Source organism: Actinocatenispora sera (assembly GCF_018324685.1).
Classification (GTDB): domain Bacteria; phylum Actinomycetota; class Actinomycetes; order Mycobacteriales; family Micromonosporaceae; genus Actinocatenispora; species Actinocatenispora sera.
In genome coordinates, this window is record NZ_AP023354.1 from 2,365,035 (window position 1) to 2,381,638 (window position 16,604).

The window sequence follows — 16,604 nt, forward strand, 5'->3', positions numbered from 1 at the left end:
GCCGGCCGATCCCGGCGCGGTCGGGGCGGCTTCGACGGGCGGTAGAAGAGCGGCGATACTGGCCCGGTGAAGCTGTCCCGACTGACCTCCACGCTGCTGATCGCCTTCGGCGGGTGGACCTGGATCATCTGGCCCCGGTTCGCGCTCGCGGTCTGGCAGGACGACCGGGCCTGGCGGCACGGTTCACCGACCGCGTTCCTGTGGGTGCACGTGCTGCTGATCGCGGCATCCGTACTGTTCGGTACCGCCATCGCGGTGCTCGGCGTGCGCGGCTGGCTGGCGTTTCGCGCCGCCACCGGGACCGGTGCGAGGGAAAAGCCTGGAAAGATACATACACATTGATCTGCCTGGGCCGAAGGCCACCTTCCGGGCCGCCATCGTCCGGGCAGGTCACGGCTCGGTACCGGGGTGCCAGGCCGCGACGATGTGGCGGGGCCGCTACAGCTACGCTGCCCACCGGTAACGCCACTGCAGCGGAGCAGTGGCAGGTGCGGAAGGAGACCGTCTTGCGCCGGGTGCGTGGGGTGCGGCTCGTCACGGTGCTCGCGGTCGGAGGGCTCTCGCTCGCCCTGGCCGCAGGCTGTGGCAAGCCGCCGGAGAAGAAGGCCGAGGGCGGCAGCGGCAGCAGCGGCCAGTACAAGGCCTGCATGGTCACCGACACCGGTGGCATCGACGACCACTCGTTCAACGCGTCGGCCTGGCAGGGCATGCAGGACGCGAAGAAGGACGACAGCAAGGTCGAGATCCAGAACACCCAGTCCTCCAGCGAGCAGGACTACGAGCCGAACCTGACGAAGTTCGTCAACGCCAAGTGCGACCTGGTGATCGGCGTCGGCGGCCTGATGTCGGACGCGCTGACCAAGGTGGCGAAGGCCAACCCGAAGCAGAAGTTCGCGATCATCGACGCCTCGGTCGACCTGCCGAACGTCTACTCGATGCAGTTCAACACCGCGCAGCCGGCGTTCCAGGCGGGCTACCTCGCGGCGGGCATGAGCAAGACCGGCAAGGTCGCCACCTACGGCGGGGTGAACATCCCGCCGGTGACGATCTACATGGACGGCTTCTGGGAGGGCGTCCAGTACTACAACAAGGCCAAGCACAAGAACGTGCAGGTCCTGGGGTGGAACGAGAAGTCCAAGAAGGGCGTGTTCGCCAACAGCTTCACCGACCAGAACAAGGGTCAGTCGCTGACGAAGACGTTCATCTCGCAGGGCGCCGACATCATCCTGCCGGTGGCCGGCGGTACCGCGCTGGGCACGGCGGCCACGACGGTCAAGAGCAACGGCAAGCAGTCCACCATCTTCGTCGACTTCGACGGCTGCGTCAGCGCGAAGAACTACTGCTCGACGTTCCTGACCTCGGTGACCAAGGGCATCGCGGCCGCGGTGCAGAAGGCGGTCGAGGGCGCCCAGCAGGGCAAGGCGCTGACCGGCAGCTACATCGGTGACCTGAGCAACGACGGCGTCGGCCTGGCCCCGTACCACGAGTGGGAGTCCAAGGTGCCGGCGGCGCTGCAGAAGGACGTCACCCAGGTCGGTGCGGACATCAAGGCCGGCAAGATCACGATCACCTCCGGGGCGCAGCCCAAGTAACGGGAGGCCGCGCGGACCGGCGGCCACCCGCCGATCCCGGTCCGCGACCTCTGGCGCCGCCCGGCGGCGGTACGGCAGCACCCTGCCGTACCGCCGCCGAGGCGTCACGTGCAGATAGGGGCGGGACGCTGAAACTCGAACTGCGGGGCATCACCAAGCGGTTCGGTGACCTGGTCGCGAACGACCGCATCGACCTCACGGTGGAGCCGGGAGAGATCCACGCGCTGCTCGGTGAGAACGGCGCCGGCAAGTCGACCCTGATGAACGTCCTCTACGGGTTGCTCGACCCGGACGAGGGCGAGATCGTCGTCGACGACGTACCGCGCCGGTTCGCCTCGCCGCGGGACGCCATCAACGCGGGCATCGGCATGGTGCACCAGCACTTCATGCTGGTCCCGGTGTTCACCGTGGCCGAGAACGTCATGCTGGGCGCCGAGCGCACCAGCGCGTTCGGCTGGCTGGACCGCCGCCGGGCCCGGCGCGACGTGGCCGCCGTGTCCGAGCAGTACCGGCTGCGGGTCGATCCGGACGAGCTGGTGGCGAACCTGCCGGTCGGCATCCAGCAGCGGGTCGAGATCATCAAGGCCCTGGTGCGCGAGGCCGACCTGCTGATCCTGGACGAGCCGACCGCGGTCCTGACCCCGCAGGAGATCGACGACCTGCTCACCGTGATGCGGTCGCTGAAGGCGGCCGGCAAGTCGATCGTGTTCATCACGCACAAGCTGAAGGAAGTCAAGGCCATCGCGGACCGGATCACCGTGGTGCGCCGCGGCCGGGTGGTCGGTACCGCCGAGCCGACCGCGTCCGAGGACGAGCTGGCCGCGCTGATGGTCGGCCGCAACGTGAAGCTCACCGTGGACAAGGAGCCGGCCACGCCGGGCGAGCCGGTACTGCACGTCGACGGGCTGACGGTGGCCGACGACCGCGGGCACCGGGCGGTCGACGCGATCGGCCTGACCGTGCACCGCGGCGAGATCCTCGGCGTCGCCGGGGTGGAGGGCAACGGGCAGACCGAGCTGGTCGAGGCGATCATGGGGCTGCGGCCGGCGATCGGCGGCTCGGTCGAGCTGGCTGGCCGGCCGGTGCTGTCGTCGGCCCAACACGTGGCCGCCAGTACCGCGGCGGTGCTGGCCAGCGGGGTCGGCTACGTGCCGGCCGACCGCGGCCACGACGGGCTGGTCAGCGACTTCTCGGTGGCCGAGAACCTGGTGCTGGACCGGTACCGGGGTGAACCGTTCGGGCGCGGCCTGTCGCTGAAGCCGACCGCGATCCGCGACTCGGCCCGCGAGCTGATCGACGAGTTCGACATCCGTACCTCCTCGCAGGCGACGCCGGCCGGCACCCTGTCCGGCGGCAACCAGCAGAAGGTGGTGGTGGCGCGGGAGATGTCGCGCCCGCTGTCGCTGCTGGTGGCGGCGCAGCCGACGCGGGGGGTGGATGTCGGTTCGACCGAGTTCATCCACGCCCGGATCGTCGCCGAACGCGACAACGGCGCCGGCGTACTGCTGGTCTCCAGCGAACTGGACGAGATTCTCGGCCTGGCCGACCGGATCGCGGTGATGTACCGGGGAAAGGTGCTTGCGGTGGTGACTCCGGACACGCCACGGGAGCGGATCGGCCTGCTGATGGCCGGCGTGACCGAGGACGCCGCCGGCGACATGTCGGCCGCGGAGGACGGCGATGAGTAGCGACGACGACAAGCCGGCGGTCGACGGCACCGGCGCGGCGAACACCCCGGACGGCAAGGACGAGCCCACCGGCAAGACCGGCGGCAGCCCCGACGCGGAGCCGACGGGCGGCACGCCGGCGGGGCCGGCCGGTGACTCGCGGCGCAGCCGTACCGGCATCGTCATCGACGCGCTGACCACGGCGAACACGGCCACCGTCACGGTGCTTGCGATCGTGCTGGCGCTGGTGGTCGGGGCGCTGGTGATCGCGCTGTCCGACCAGCAGGTGCTGGACTCGATGCAGTACTTCTTCAGCCGGCCCGGTGACACCTTCTCGGCGGCCTGGCAGGCGGTCTCCACCGCGTACGCGGCGCTGTTCACCGGCTCGATCGTCGACCCGGAGACGCTGAACTACGCCTGGTGGGGGATGGCGAGCTGGACCCAGGTCCTGACCCCGATCTCCGAGACGCTGACCTACGCGGCGCCGCTGATCGGTACCGGCCTCGCCGTCGGCCTGGCCTTCCGGGCCGGCATGTTCAACATCGGCGCGCAGGGCCAGGCCATGATGGGCGCGATCGGCGCCGGCCTGGTCGGGTTCGTACTGCCCTGGCCGCCGGTGATCGGCGTGATCGCGGCGGTGCTCGGCGGCCTGCTCGGCGGCAGCATCTGGGGCATGATCGCCGGCTGGCTGAAGGCCAAGTTCGGCGCGCACGAGGTGATCACCACGATCATGCTCAACTACATCGCCGCGCCGAGCTTCGTGACCTGGCTGGTGGTCCAGCACGGGATCCAGCAGCCCGGCCGCAACGACCCGATCAGCAGGCCGGTGGTGGACAACGCGCAGCTGCCGCACCTGTTCGGCAGCGGGCTGCGGGCGAACCTGGCGATCGTCCTCGTGGTCGCGGCCGCGATCGGGGTGTCCTGGCTGCTGCGGCGGTCCACCCTCGGCTTCGAGTTCCGCGCGGTCGGCTCGAACCCGAACGCCTCCCGGACCGCCGGGATCAACATCGACCGTACCTACCTGCTGGTGATGATCTTCGCCGGCGCGCTGGCCGGCCTCGGTGGCGCGGCCATCGTGCTGGGCAACACGCCGCACTCCATCACCCCGTCGGTGGTCGGCAACATCGGCTTCGACGGCATCACCGTGGCGCTGCTGGGCCGCGGCAAGCCGGTCGGGACCGTACTGGCCGGGTTGCTGTTCGGTGCGTTGCAGGCCGGCGCGTCGCAGATGCAGGTGACCTCGCAGATCCCGCTCGAGGTGTCGACGATCATCCAGTCGTTGATCGTCATCTTCGTGGCGGCGCCGGCGCTGGTGAAGGCGGTGTTCCGGCTGCGGGCGCAGCGGGTCGGCACGATCGGACAGAATCTGGCGAAGGGGTGGAACGGCTGATGGTCGGCCCAGGACAGGCGGTCCTCTCCGATGCCGTGGCGGAGTCCGTCGCGGTGCACGGGTACTGGACCCGGTCGCGCAAGGCGGGCCTGGTCTACCTGCTCGCCGGCGTGTTCGCGGCGGTGGTGTTCGGCCTGGCCACCCCGGCGCACGAGACGGCGCGCTTCACCCTGTCGGTACGGTCCAACGGTGCCGGCATCGATCTGCCGGCGCGGGTGTTCGCGATCGCGTTCGGCGTGGCGTGCATGCTGGTCGGCGCGGGCATGCTCGGCGGGTACCTGAAGCGGCGGTTCGGCGCGTCGACCGCGGTCGCGGTGACCGCGTTCGTGCTGTCGTTCCTGTGCTGGCAGATCGCCGGCCACTTCCTGCCGCTGGTGGGTCTCGCGCAGCAGACGCTCTACCTCGCGGTGCCGCTGATCCTCGGCTCGCTGGCCGGGGTGTTGGGCGAGCGCTCCGGCGTGATCAACGTGGCGATCGAGGGACAGCTGCTGACCGGCGCGTTCTGCGGCGCGCTGTTCGGGTCGATCTTCGCGAGCGCGTGGGTCGGGTTGATCGCGGCGGCGATCGGTGGCGGCGTGATCGGCGCGATCCTCGCCGTACTGGCGATCCGCTACCTGGTCGACCAGGTGGTGCTGGGCGTGGTGCTCAACGTGTTCGCGATGGGCGTCACCGGCTACCTGTACGACCGGTTCATGCAGCCGAACTCGGCCGCGTACAACACGCCGCCGATCTTCGGCCCGATCCGGATCCCGCTGCTGGCCGACATCCCGGTGATCGGCCCGGTGCTGTTCCAGAACACGATCATCACGTACCTGGCGATCGTGCTCGTCGTGATCGTCACGCTGGCGTTGAACAAGACCCGGTGGGGTCTGCGCACCCGGGCGGTGGGCGAGCACCCGACCGCGGCCGACACCCTGGGTATCCGGGTCCGGCTCGTCCGGTACCGCAACGTGATCATCGGCGGCCTGATCGCCGGTGTCGGCGGTGCGGCGTTGACGATCGGCTCGGTCGGCCAGTTCGGCAAGGACATGTCGGCCGGGCGCGGGTTCATCGCGCTGGCGGCGCTGATCTTCGGCCGGTGGAGCCCGACCGGCGCGCTGTGCGGGGCGCTGCTGTTCGGCTTCGCCGACGCCCTGCAGAGCTATCTGACGTCGATGAACAGCGTGATCCCGTCGCAGTTCCTGACGATGCTGCCGTACCTCGCGACGATCCTCGCGGTGGCCGGCCTGGTCGGCAAGGTGCGCGCGCCGTCCGCGGACGGCAAGCCGTACGTGAAGAGCTGACGTGACCGACCAGGACGAGCCGGCGGTCGACTGGCCCGCGCTGCGGGCGGCGGCCCGCGAGGTGATGACGCACGCGTACGTGCCGTACTCGAGGTATCCGGTCGGGGCGGCCGGGTTGACCGACGACGGCCGCGTGGTGACCGGCTGCAACGTCGAGAACGCCGCGTACGGCGTGGTGCTGTGCGCGGAGTGCGGGGTGGTGTCGGCGCTGCATGCCACCGGCGGCGGCCGGCTGGTGGCGGTGTCCTGTGTGGACAGCCGGGGCGCGGCGCTGATGCCGTGCGGACGGTGCCGGCAGCTGCTGTGGGAGCAGGGCGGGCCGACCTGCCTGGTCGACGCCGATCCGGCGCCGCTGTCGATGGCGGAGCTGCTGCCGCACGCGTTCGACGTCACGGACCTGTCGTCCGGTACGCCGGGCTGACCCGCCCGGCACGGGCCGGCGCGACGTTGATCAAGGGCCCGCACGTTGATCAAGGGCCCGCAAGGTTGATCAAGGGATTCGTACGGATTCACCGCGGTCTTCGGGTACGAATCCCTTGATCAACCGGGTGGAGCGGGACGGGACGGGACGGGGAGTAGGGGGAGTTATGGGGTTTGCTGCGGTTGACGTGATTCGGGCCAAGCGGGACGGGCGGGTGCTGTCCGACGCGGCGATCGACTGGGTGATCGGGGCGTACACCGCCGGCGAGGTCGCCGAGGAGCAGATGTCGGCGCTCGCGATGGCGATCCTGCTCAACGGCATGACCGGCGCCGAGATCGCCCGGTGGACTGCGGCGATGATCGCCTCGGGCGAGCGGCTCGACCTGTCCGGCGCGCGGCGCCCGACGGTCGACAAGCACTCCACCGGCGGGGTCGGGGACAAGATCACGCTGCCGCTGGCGCCGCTGGTGGCGAGCTTCGGCGTGGCGGTACCGCAGCTGTCCGGCCGCGGTCTCGGCCACACCGGCGGCACGCTGGACAAGCTGGAGGCGATCCCGGGCTTCCGGGTGCGGCTGTCCACGGCGGAGTTCGTCGGTCAGCTGCGCGAGGTCGGCGCCTCGGTGTGCGCCGCGTCCGACGCGCTCGCCCCGGCCGACCGCAAGCTGTACGCGCTGCGCGACGTCACCGGCACCGTCGAGTCGATCCCGCTGATCGCCAGCTCGATCATGAGCAAGAAGATCGCCGAGGGCACCGACGCGCTGGTGCTGGACGTCAAGGTCGGCTCGGGTGCGTTCATGAAGGACCTCGACTCGGCGCGCGAGCTGGCCCGCACCATGGTCGAGCTCGGCGGCGCGCACGGGGTGCGGACGGTCGCGCTGCTCACCGACATGGCGACCCCGCTCGGCCTCGCGGTGGGCAACGGCATCGAGGTGGCGGAGTCGGTACAGGTGCTGGCGGGTGGCGGGCCGGCCGACGTGGTGGAGCTGACGCTGGCGCTGGCCCGGGAGATGCTCGCCGCGGCGGGCCGGCCGGACGTCGATCCGGAGGCAGCGCTGGCGAACGGTACGGCGATGGACTCGTGGCGCGCGATGGTGCGCGCGCAGGGCGGCGACCCGGATGCGCCGCTGCCGGCCGCGGCGGAGACGGAGCTGGTACGCGCCGAGCGGGCCGGCGTGGTGTCCACGATGGATGCGTACGGGGTGGGCATCGCGGCGTGGCGGGCGGGCGCCGGGCGGGCCCGCAAGGAGGACCCGGTGTCGGCGGCGGCCGGGGTGTTGCTGCACCGCAAGCCGGGCGAGTGGGTGGAGCGCGGCGACGTGCTGGCCGAGCTGCGCGCCGACGATCCGGCCCGGATCGCGCCCGCGCTGGACGAGTTGCGCGGCGCGATCACGATCGCCGACGAGGCCCCGCCGCGCCGGCCGCTGGTCCTGGATCGCGTCAGCTGACAGTTGACGTCAACGAAAGGTTGACGGTCTACCATGCGTCAACCTATGGTTGACGCATGGCAGACGACTTCGTGTCCCTGGGGGCACTCATCGACCAGGTCAACTCGACCACCGACGACCCCGTCGAGCGACTCGCCAGCGCGGCCCGCCGCGCCGGCGAGCTCAGCGCGCTCGGCGACCAGCTCATCGGCCACTTCGTCGACACCGCACGGGTCTCGGGCGTCTCCTGGGCCCAGATCGGGCAGGCGCTCGGCGGGGTGAGCAAGCAGGCCGCGCAGAAGCGGTTCTCGCCCGACTTCTCGCGCTTCACCGCCCGCGCCAGGCACGTGATGACCGGTGCCGAGGCGATCGCGATCGAGCACCGGCACAGCTACATGGGCACCGAGCATATCCTGCTGGCGCTGTGTGCCGATGCGCAGAGCGTCGCGGCGATCGCGCTCGACGCGGTCGGCGGACCGCTCGCGGAGATCCGGGACGCGGCCACCGCGGCGCTCGGCCCGGCGAGCCCGGTGCAGGGCAAACCGCGGTTCACGCCGAAGGCGATGGCTGCGCTCACCGGCGCGATGAACGAGGCGATCAGCCTGAACCACAACTACATCGGCACCGAGCACCTGCTGCTCGGCCTGCTCGCCGCGGGCTCTGGCGACGACCCGTCGGTGGCGGCCCGGTTGCTCGCCGAGCGCGACATCACCCACCAGGCGGTGCAGGACAACGTCGTCGCGCAGATCGCCGGGATCCTGCGGGAGCGAAACGAGACCCCCTGATGCCGGGTGCCGCCGCGCCGACCTCATAGTCTCGGCACCATGCCTGAACTGATCAGCACACCGACCCAGATCCCGGTGCCCGGCGGCAAGGTGATCAAGGAGTACGTGGGACGCGTCAACAGCGGCACCGAGGCGGTGTCGGTGGCCCACATGATCGCCCCGGCCGGCTGGGACGAGCCGGCGCAGACCCCGGAGTTCGACGAGTACACGGTCGTCCTGCGGGGTCTGCTGCGGGTGGAACACGACGGCGGTGTGATCGAGGTGGCGGCCGGCCAGGCGGTGATCGCGCGCGCCGGCGAGACCATCCGGTACACCACGACCGACGGCGCCGAGTACGTCGCGGTCTGCCTGCCGGCGTTCGCCCCGGACCTGGCCCACCGCGCCTGACCGGGGACAGCGGGCGTCGCGACGTCCACCGATAAGGGCACTCGACGACCCACCCGCGTCATCAAACGCTGCGTGCCGCGTTGATCACCGAGAGGTTGATTTCGGGTCTCGTCGACCCGGCACGACGCAGGAGGTGACGGGGGCGTGGACGGCTCGATCCTGGACCGGATGGCGCTCGCCCCGGACCCGACCGAGGTACGGCGGGGCACGCTCGACGAGCTGAGCCGGCTCGGCGTCCGGCTGCCGCCCCCGCAGTACCCGCTGATCTGGGATCCGGGTGACCGGGTGGCGATCCGGCCGCGGCGCGACCTGGCCTGCCGCGCCGCGATCCTCACCGTGCTGCTGGCGGTGCACGACGGGCTGCCGCGGCGCGGCGCGATGCGCTGGCTGCGGGACGCCCGGCTGCTGGACCGGGTCAGCCGGCGGGAATGGCGGTTCATCGCCGGCCGGGTCGGTGACCCGGCGCTGGTCGACCTGCAACGCGACGCGGCGCACGGGCTGGTCTGGATGCTCGGCCTCGCCGACGACCTGGACCCGCTGCTACCCCGATCCGACCGGCTGGACGTCCTGCTGCCCGACCCGTGGGCCGACCCGGCCGCGTTCGACGGCTGGCTGAACCGGCTGCCCGGGCCGCGGCGCGATCCGGCCGACGCCGCCGCACTGCTCGACCTGTACTGCTGCCTCGACTGGGCCTACCAGGAGGGGGAGCGCCACGGCGACCCGGCGCCCGGGCCGGTACCGCCGGTCGCGATCGGCGCCCGCCGCTGGGCGCTGGAGTGGGCGGTGGTGCTGCGCGGCCCGTACCACGGCGACCCGCCGGACTGGGACGACGTCGACCTGTCGGTCTGACCCGGCCAACCCGCCCGCGCCGACTCCGCATCGGTGCGGGCGGGCCGTCAAGCAGGGCGTGGGAGCCGGCCACGGCCGGCGCCCACGCGCGCTACCGAACCATCCGTGCGCCAGACACCCTCGCCGTAGGCGTAGCAGGTGTAGAAGGTCGTGACCTTTCCGTTGGTCTGGTGGTCGGCCCAGGAACCCATCATCTTCCAGATCACACCGACCTTGGTGCACGCCGGCGATCCGGGTCAGCCGCGACGTGGCCAGGCCGCCACGCGGTAGCCGAAATGTCGCGGCCTGCACCGAGCGACTAGGGTCGGTACATGGCACGACCAGTACCCACCATCGACGAGATTCGGCAGGCACCCAAGGTCCTGCTGCACGACCACCTGGACGGCGGGCTGCGGCCCGCGACCATCATCGAGCTGGCCGGCGAGATCGGCTACACGGACAGCCTGCCCTCGACCGACCCGGACGAGCTGGGCCGCTGGTTCGTGGAGGCGGCGAACTCCGGCTCGCTGGAACGATACCTGGAGACGTTCGACCACACCGTTGCGGTGATGCAGACCGCGGAGGGCCTGCAGCGCGTCGCCGCCGAGTGCGCCGAGGACCTGGCCGCCGATGGCGTGGTGTACGCCGAGGTCAGGTTCGCGCCGGAGCAGCACACCGCCCGCGGGCTGAGCCTGTCCGAGGTGGTGGCGGTCGTCCTGTCCGGCTTCGCGATCGGCAGCCACCGCGCCGCCGAGGCCGGGCACCAGATCCGGGTCGGCACCCTGCTCACCGCGATGCGCCACCAGGCCCGGTCGATGGAGATCGCCGAGCTGGCGGTCGAGTTCCGGGACGAGGGCGTCGTCGGCTTCGACATCGCCGGCGCCGAGGCGGGTTTCCCGCCCACCCGGCACCTGGACGCGTTCGAATACCTGCAGCGGGAGAACTTCCACTTCACCATCCACGCCGGGGAGGCGTTCGGGCTGCCGAGCATCTGGCAGGCGATCCAGTGGTGCGGCGCCGACCGGCTCGGCCACGGCGTGCGAATCGTCGACGACATCGCCCGCACCCCGAACGGGCACCGCATCGGCCGGCTCGCCCAGTACCTGCGGGACAAGCGGATCCCGCTGGAGCTGTGCCCGTCGTCGAACGTGCAGACCGGCGCCGCCGCCTCGATCGCCGAGCATCCCATCGGGCTGCTGCACGACCTGCGGTTCCGGGTCACCGTCAACACCGACAACCGGCTCATGTCCGGTACCAGCATGTCGCGGGAGATGGCGCTGCTCGCCGAGGCGTTCGGGTACGGCTGGAACGACCTGCAGTGGTTCACCGTCAACGCGATGAAGAGCGCGTTCATCGGCTTCGACGAGCGGCTGGCGTTGATCAACGACGTGATCAAGCCGGCGTACGCGAAGCTGATCGGCTGAGGCGATGCGGCTGCTGCGTGCGCTCGGCTGGGTCCTGGTCGTCCTGCTCACCGTGGTCATCGTGGTGCGCTGGGCCGGCTGGGACCGGATCACCCCGTTCGTGCAGGCGATGGTCTTCGTGCCGTACCTGAGCGGGCTCAGCCTGCTCGGCATGCTGATCCTGTTCGCCGGTGGCCGCAAGAAGCTCGGCATCTTCATGGTCCTGGTGACCATCGCGTACGCGGGCGCGCTGCTGCCGCGATGGGCGGTCGGCCCGGTGCCCAAGCCCAAGGGCTACCAGCTGCGGGTGATGACGGTGAACCTGCACGAGGGCGGCGCGGACGCGGCGGGCCTGGTGCGCCGGATCGCCTCGGTCAAGCCCGACCTGCTCGCGGTGCAGGAGCTCACCCCGGCCGCGGTGGGTGCGTTGCGCCGGGCCGGGATCGACAAGTACCTGCCGGGCCAGGTGCTCAAGCCGGCGGACAAGACCACCGGAACCGGGCTGTACTCGGCCGGCAACCTCCGCGCGAGCAGCCTGTCCGGCACCACCTCGACGCTCGCCCGGGCCACCCTGCGGGTCGGCGACACCACCCTGGACATCGTCTCGGTGCACACCCGTACGCCGATGTTGGGGTCCACCGTGGGCGACTGGACCCGCGACCTGTCGGCGCTGCCGCGTACCACCGAGTCGGGCAGCCAGCTGCTGCTCGGCGACTTCAACGCCACCCAGGACAACCAGGCGTTCCGGCAGCTGGAGGACAACGGCTACCACGACGCGGCGATCGGCGTCGGTGCCGGTCTGAAGCCGACGTACGCCGGCTGGCCGGTGCCGCCGACGCCGGTCGACCACGTGCTGCTCGACCGCGGCGTCAAGCCCCGGGGCATCGACACCTACCGGCTGCGCGGCACCAGCCACCGGATCCTCGTCGCCGACCTCGCGGTCGGCTGAACGGCCCCGGCCGGGCGGCGGCACGGAGCCGAAGCGGGCGAGTGGGACGCGCAGGTGCGGGCGCCGACCGGTCGGGTGGATCGCGCAGGTGCGGGCGCCGACCGGCTGGGTGGATCGCGCTGCCCGGCCGGGCCGGTGGGGCTTTCCGGCCGGTGGCTCGACGCTGCCCGGCCAGTGCGGTCAGGCCGGCGTGGTCGGGCCGTTCGGCTCGGTGCTGCTGCGCGGCGGCCCGGACGGCTGCTCGCTCGGCGGCGCGGTGGGATCCTGCGGCGCGACCGGCCGGGACGGCGGCTCGTCGGCCGGCGGCCGGGAGGGCTCGTCGTCCAGCCCGATGCGGATGTTCGGGTCGGTCGGGATGGCGGCCGGCGGCGGGTCGTCCAGACCGATCCGGATGTTCGGGTCGTGCGAGACCTCGACCGGCGCCGCGTCGAGCGCGTCGCGCACCACGTGCAGGGCGCTCTCCGGCAGCTCGGACTGCATGATCGTGGCGCCCGGGAAGCGCTCCAGCTCGCTCTGCAGCGCCGCCGTCGACACGTTGCTGACCAGCAACGCCAGCGCCGTGGTGCCCGGCCGGACGGTCTCCCGCAGCTGCTTGACCTCGTGATCCTTGATGCCGGTGTCGATCAGCTTGCCGAGCAGCGCGCCGCCACCGCCGGCGGCGGCACCGCCGACCAGCGCGCCGATCGGGCCGCCGAGCAACGTACCGATCAGCACGCCCCACATGGCGCCGCCGAGCGCGCCGCGGCCCGGGGTGAGGTCGGTCGTCTCCCGCACCATCGACCGGCCGTCGGTGCCGCGGCTGACGAACACGGCGTCGTGCAGGGTCAGCTGACCCTCCTTCACCAGCCGCGTCGCGGCCAGCAGGAACTCCTGAGCGCGCATCGCGTCGTCGAAGTCGATGACGACCAACTTGCGGGCATCCTGTTCGGCCACTGACCCCTCCCGGCATCCGGCTTCTGGGCCAAGCCTAACGGCTCGGCGGCGTCGTGGCCGTACGGTCGTTCTTCACGCCCGGCGGCCACGTCCGGTTGCGGACAGTGGCGCGGCACTCATTGCCCGTACCTGCGTGTCTTCGCAGGTCATGAGCGTGTTGAACTGATCGGGTCCGGCCTTGGGGGAGGCGGACGAGATTCCGAGGTGGGGGAAATGCGTACCACTGTGTTCACCGTGCTGTTTGCCGTGCTGTCGATCCTCGTCCTGGTGAAGGCGATCCGCGCCATCCGCCGCGACGGCTCCTGATCCGCCGCTGCGGCCGGTTCGCCGCGTCGTCCCGGCCAGCGGCACCGCCCGACCCATCGACGTGCCGGTCGCACGATCGGCTACTAGGGTCGGTCGGGAGATCGGTGTCCCGCCCGGGCACCGGCGTCAGCCGACGGTCGGGGAGGCAGCAGGTGACCGAGCAGGTCGTAGGGGCGGCGGAGGAACTGCGCGGGTACGACCCGCGGACCGGTGCGGAGGTGGGGTCGCCGGTGCCGGCGACCGACCCGGCGACCCTCGATGCGGTCGCGCGGGCGGCGGCCGAGGCGGCGGGACCGCTGGCCGCGCTCGGGCTGCCGGAACGCGCCGGGTTGCTGCGCGCGGTCGCGACGGCGCTGCGCGAGCACGACGCCGAGCTGATCGCGTTGGCCGACGCGGAGACCGCGCTCGGTTCGCCGCGGCTGCCGGGCGAGCTCGCCCGGACCGCGGCGCAGTTGGAGCTGTTCGCCGACGCGGTCGAGGAGGGCTCGTTCTGCGAGGCGACGGTCGACCTGCCGGACCCGGGCGCGACGCCGCCGCGGCCCGACCTGCGCCGGTTGCTGCTGCCGCTCGGACCGGTCGCGGTGTTCGCGGCGAGCAACTTCCCGTTCGCGTTCTCGGTGGCCGGCGGCGACACCGCCTCGGCGCTCGCGGCGGGCTGCCCGGTGGTGCTGAAGGCGCACCCGAGCCACCCGGTCACCTCGGTGCGTACCGGTGAGGTCGTCGCCGCGGCGCTCGCGGCGGCCGGAGCGCCTGCCGGTACCTTCGCCGTCGTGCACGGGGAGCAGGCCGGCCGCGACCTGGTCACGCACCCGGCGATCACCGCGGTCGGTTTCACCGGTTCGCTCGGCGGCGGCCGGGCGCTGTTCGACCTGGCGTCCTCGCGACCGGACCCGATCCCGTTCTACGGCGAGCTGGGGTCGCTGAACCCGGCGGTGGCCACCCCGGCCGCGGTCGCGGTGCGCGGGGCCGAGATCGCCAAGGGCTTCGTCGGGTCGTACACGATGGGCAGCGGCCAGTTCTGCACCAAGCCGGGGGTGCTGTTCCTGCCCACCGGGCACGCGCTGGCCGAGGCGCTGGTGCAGGCGAGCCGGGCGGCCACCGTCGCGCCGCTGCTCAACGCGCGGATCCGGGCCGGGTACGACGCGGGCGTGCGCGAGCTCGCCGCGGTGCCGGGCGTCCGGCCGCTGCTGGCACCGTCCACCGTGGACGGGCCGGGGTTCGGGGCGAACCCGGCGCTGCTCGCGGTCGACGTACCGACGCTGGTCGGGCACGCCGACGAGTTGCTGCGGGAGTGCTTCGGCCCGGTGTCGCTGATCGTCGAGTACGCGGATGCCGACGAGTTGCTGCGCGCGATCGAGCTGCTGCCGGGCAGCCTCACCGGCACCATCCAGGGCGAGGAGAGCGAGCCGGAGCTGCCGGCCGCGCTGCTGGAGGCGTTCACCGAGCGGGCCGGCCGGGTGCTGTGGAACGGCTGGCCGACCGGCGTGGCGGTGTCCTGGGCACAGCACCACGGCGGCCCCTGGCCGGCGACCACCGCGCCGCTGTTCACCTCGGTCGGCGTCACCGCGATCCGCCGGTTCCTGCGCCCGGTGGCGTACCAGGACGTGCCGGATTCGCTGCTGCCCGCCGCGCTGCAGGACGCGAACCCGCTCGGTCTGCCGCGCCGGGTCAACGGCGTCCCCACCGACGCCCCGGTCACCCGCCCTGACCGCGCTCCCGCGCCGATCGAGGCCGGCCCTCCGACGCGGGCCGCGACCGGTACGAATCCCTTGATCAACGCGGGGACGGGCGGCGAGGGGTGAGCGACGGCGCATTGCCTTCGGTCGACGGGGCTGGCAAGCTCGCGATCGCAAGATCAGCGACAACCCTGGTCGTCAGCGGGACGGCAGGGGTGGCAAGGGAGCAGCGGTGGCAACCGACGAGCAGGTCATCTACGACCCGCAGACCTACCAGACCGGCATGCCGTACGAGCAGCTGACCCGGCTGCGCGAGGCGGCGCCGGTGTCCTGGGTGCCGGAACGGTCGGTCGACGGCGTCGACCACGGCCCGGGGTACTGGGCGGTCTGGCGGCACGCCGAGGTCAAGTACGCGCTGAAGCGGCCGCAGCTGTTCTCCTCCGAACTGGGCGCCACCCAGATCCGCGACCCCGCGACGCCGGAGGACCTGGCGTACGTGCGCAAGTCGATGCTGAACATGGACCCGCCGGAGCACTCCCGGCTGCGCCGGATCGTGAGCCGCTCGTTCACCCCGCGGGCGGTCGACCGGCTGCGGGAGCGCATCGTGGAGCGGGCCCGGCTGATCGTCGACGAGATGATCGACGGCGCCACCGACCGCACCGCCGACTTCGCCAAGGTCGCCGCCGACCTGCCGGTGTGGACGCTGGCCGACGTGCTCGGCGTGCCGCAGACCGACCGGTACCTGATGTTCGACTGGGCCAGCCGGGTGATCGGCTTCCAGGATCCGGAGTACGCGGCGATCTCGCTCACCGACGCCACCGGCACCACCCCGATGGCCAAGGCGGCGCTCGCGGTGCGGCCGAGCCCCGGCCCGGACGGCACCATGCCCGACCCGCGCACCCGTGGCGGCATCCCCGACCTGTACGCGTACGCGCACGAGCTGGCGGCCGAGAAGCGCCGCGCGCCGGGCGAGGACATCATGTCCCTGATGCTGTCCCAGGTGGACGGCGACGGGCTGTCCACCGACGAGTTCGAGAACATGTTCTGGCTGTTCGCGGTGGCCGGCAACGAGACGCTGCGCAACGGCATCCCGGGCGGCATGTACGCGCTGCTGCACCACCCGGAGCAGTGGCAGCGGCTGGCCGCCGACCGGTCGCTGCTACCCGGCGCCGCCGACGAGATGCTGCGCTGGTGGACTCCGGTGATCCACTTCCGCCGGACCGCCACCGAGGACACCGAACTGGCCGGCCAGCGCATCGCCGTCGGCGACAAGGTGGTCGTCTACTTCGCCTCGGCGAACCGGGACCCGCGGGTGTTCGACGATCCGGACACGTTCGACGTGACCCGGTCGGCCGGCGATCACCTGTCGTTCGGGCACGGCCCGCACTACTGCCTGGGCTCGATGCTGGGCAAGGCGCAGCTCGTGGCGATGTTCGACGCGCTGCTGGACCGGCTGGTCGAGGTCCGCGCCGCCGGCGAGCCGCAGCGGCTGCGCTCCAACTTCCAGCACGGCATCAAGCACCTGCCGGTCAGCTGGACCCTGCGCTGAGCGGGGCCGGGA

14 protein-coding genes and 1 pseudogene are annotated in these 16,604 nt (G+C 72.0%); 14 read left to right on the forward strand and 1 reads right to left on the reverse strand.

Annotated features, from left to right (window positions below):
- The first annotated feature begins 66 nt into the window (after positions 1–66).
- The 12 genes and pseudogenes from Asera_RS11395 to Asera_RS11450 all read left to right on the forward strand — a co-directional run bounded on the left by Asera_RS11395 (position 67) and on the right by Asera_RS11450 (position 12,128).
- Positions 67–342, forward strand: a complete 276-nt coding sequence (locus Asera_RS11395) for an SCO4848 family membrane protein (RefSeq protein WP_051802895.1) — start codon at positions 67–69, stop codon at positions 340–342.
- 182 nt (positions 343–524) lie between these two features.
- Positions 525–1,592, forward strand: a complete 1,068-nt coding sequence (locus tag Asera_RS11400) for a BMP family lipoprotein (protein WP_211255770.1) — start codon at positions 525–527, stop codon at positions 1,590–1,592.
- A 188-nt stretch (positions 1,593–1,780) separates the two neighbouring features.
- A complete protein-coding gene (locus Asera_RS11405; protein WP_342344442.1) occupies positions 1,781–3,280 on the forward strand; it encodes an ABC transporter ATP-binding protein in 1,500 nt (499 codons plus the stop codon).
- Positions 3,273–4,649: an ABC transporter permease gene (locus Asera_RS11410; RefSeq protein ID WP_084132626.1), complete on the forward strand. Its 1,377-nt coding sequence runs from the start codon at positions 3,273–3,275 to the stop codon at positions 4,647–4,649. Before Asera_RS11405 ends, Asera_RS11410 begins: the two co-directional genes overlap by 8 nt.
- Positions 4,649–5,932, forward strand: coding sequence for an ABC transporter permease (locus tag Asera_RS11415; RefSeq protein ID WP_051802918.1), 1,284 nt, complete (start codon positions 4,649–4,651; stop codon positions 5,930–5,932). The genes Asera_RS11410 and Asera_RS11415 overlap by 1 nt, the downstream gene beginning before the upstream one ends.
- Before the next feature lies 1 nt (position 5,933).
- A pseudogene (locus Asera_RS11420) lies at positions 5,934–6,344 on the forward strand (cytidine deaminase); the annotation flags it as partial.
- A 175-nt stretch (positions 6,345–6,519) separates the two neighbouring features.
- Positions 6,520–7,797 carry a thymidine phosphorylase gene (locus Asera_RS11425; protein ID WP_030449083.1) on the forward strand — a complete coding sequence of 426 codons (1,278 nt, stop codon included), beginning with the start codon at positions 6,520–6,522 and terminating at the stop codon, positions 7,795–7,797.
- A gap of 56 nt (positions 7,798–7,853) precedes the next feature.
- The gene (locus tag Asera_RS11430) at positions 7,854–8,561 is read left to right on the forward strand and encodes a Clp protease N-terminal domain-containing protein (RefSeq protein ID WP_051802896.1); all 708 of its coding nucleotides are present in this window, start codon (positions 7,854–7,856) and stop codon (positions 8,559–8,561) included.
- A gap of 39 nt (positions 8,562–8,600) precedes the next feature.
- Positions 8,601–8,948 (forward strand): cupin domain-containing protein, encoded by a 348-nt coding sequence (locus Asera_RS11435; protein WP_030449085.1) that lies wholly within the window; start codon positions 8,601–8,603, stop codon positions 8,946–8,948.
- A 144-nt stretch (positions 8,949–9,092) separates the two neighbouring features.
- Complete coding sequence (locus Asera_RS11440; protein WP_342344417.1) at positions 9,093–9,797, forward strand: DUF4272 domain-containing protein; 705 nt, start codon at positions 9,093–9,095, stop codon at positions 9,795–9,797.
- Between the two features lie 311 nt (positions 9,798–10,108).
- Positions 10,109–11,200, forward strand: coding sequence for an adenosine deaminase (locus Asera_RS11445; RefSeq protein ID WP_030449087.1), 1,092 nt, complete (start codon positions 10,109–10,111; stop codon positions 11,198–11,200).
- Between the two features lie 4 nt (positions 11,201–11,204).
- The gene (locus tag Asera_RS11450) at positions 11,205–12,128 is read left to right on the forward strand and encodes an endonuclease/exonuclease/phosphatase family protein (RefSeq protein WP_051802897.1); all 924 of its coding nucleotides are present in this window, start codon (positions 11,205–11,207) and stop codon (positions 12,126–12,128) included.
- A 180-nt stretch (positions 12,129–12,308) separates the two neighbouring features.
- Here the strand turns inward: Asera_RS11450 and Asera_RS11455 are convergent, their stop codons facing one another.
- Positions 12,309–13,061 (reverse strand): DUF1269 domain-containing protein, encoded by a 753-nt coding sequence (locus Asera_RS11455; protein WP_051802898.1) that lies wholly within the window; start codon positions 13,059–13,061, stop codon positions 12,309–12,311.
- Positions 13,062–13,519: 458 nt separating this feature from the next.
- Here Asera_RS11455 and Asera_RS11460 point away from each other — a divergent pair, with 458 nt between their 5' ends.
- Positions 13,520–15,169: an aldehyde dehydrogenase family protein gene (locus Asera_RS11460; RefSeq protein WP_244843837.1), complete on the forward strand. Its 1,650-nt coding sequence runs from the start codon at positions 13,520–13,522 to the stop codon at positions 15,167–15,169.
- Between the two features lie 106 nt (positions 15,170–15,275).
- The gene (locus tag Asera_RS11465) at positions 15,276–16,592 is read left to right on the forward strand and encodes a cytochrome P450 (protein WP_030449091.1); all 1,317 of its coding nucleotides are present in this window, start codon (positions 15,276–15,278) and stop codon (positions 16,590–16,592) included.
- The last annotated feature ends 12 nt before the right edge of the window (positions 16,593–16,604 follow it).

What these genes read in the sequence shown, in the direction of transcription:
- Asera_RS11410 (WP_084132626.1), top strand. Translation starts at nt 3,273, where the DNA reads ATGAGTAGCGACGACGACAAGCCGGCGGTCGACGGCACCGGCGCGGCG.
- Asera_RS11415 (WP_051802918.1), top strand. Translation starts at nt 4,649, where the DNA reads ATGGTCGGCCCAGGACAGGCGGTCCTCTCCGATGCCGTGGCGGAGTCC.
- Asera_RS11425 (WP_030449083.1), top strand. Translation starts at nt 6,520, where the DNA reads ATGGGGTTTGCTGCGGTTGACGTGATTCGGGCCAAGCGGGACGGGCGG.
- Asera_RS11430 (WP_051802896.1), top strand. Translation starts at nt 7,854, where the DNA reads ATGGCAGACGACTTCGTGTCCCTGGGGGCACTCATCGACCAGGTCAAC.
- Asera_RS11435 (WP_030449085.1), top strand. Translation starts at nt 8,601, where the DNA reads ATGCCTGAACTGATCAGCACACCGACCCAGATCCCGGTGCCCGGCGGC.
- Asera_RS11445 (WP_030449087.1), top strand. Translation starts at nt 10,109, where the DNA reads ATGGCACGACCAGTACCCACCATCGACGAGATTCGGCAGGCACCCAAG.
- Asera_RS11450 (WP_051802897.1), top strand. Translation starts at nt 11,205, where the DNA reads ATGCGGCTGCTGCGTGCGCTCGGCTGGGTCCTGGTCGTCCTGCTCACC.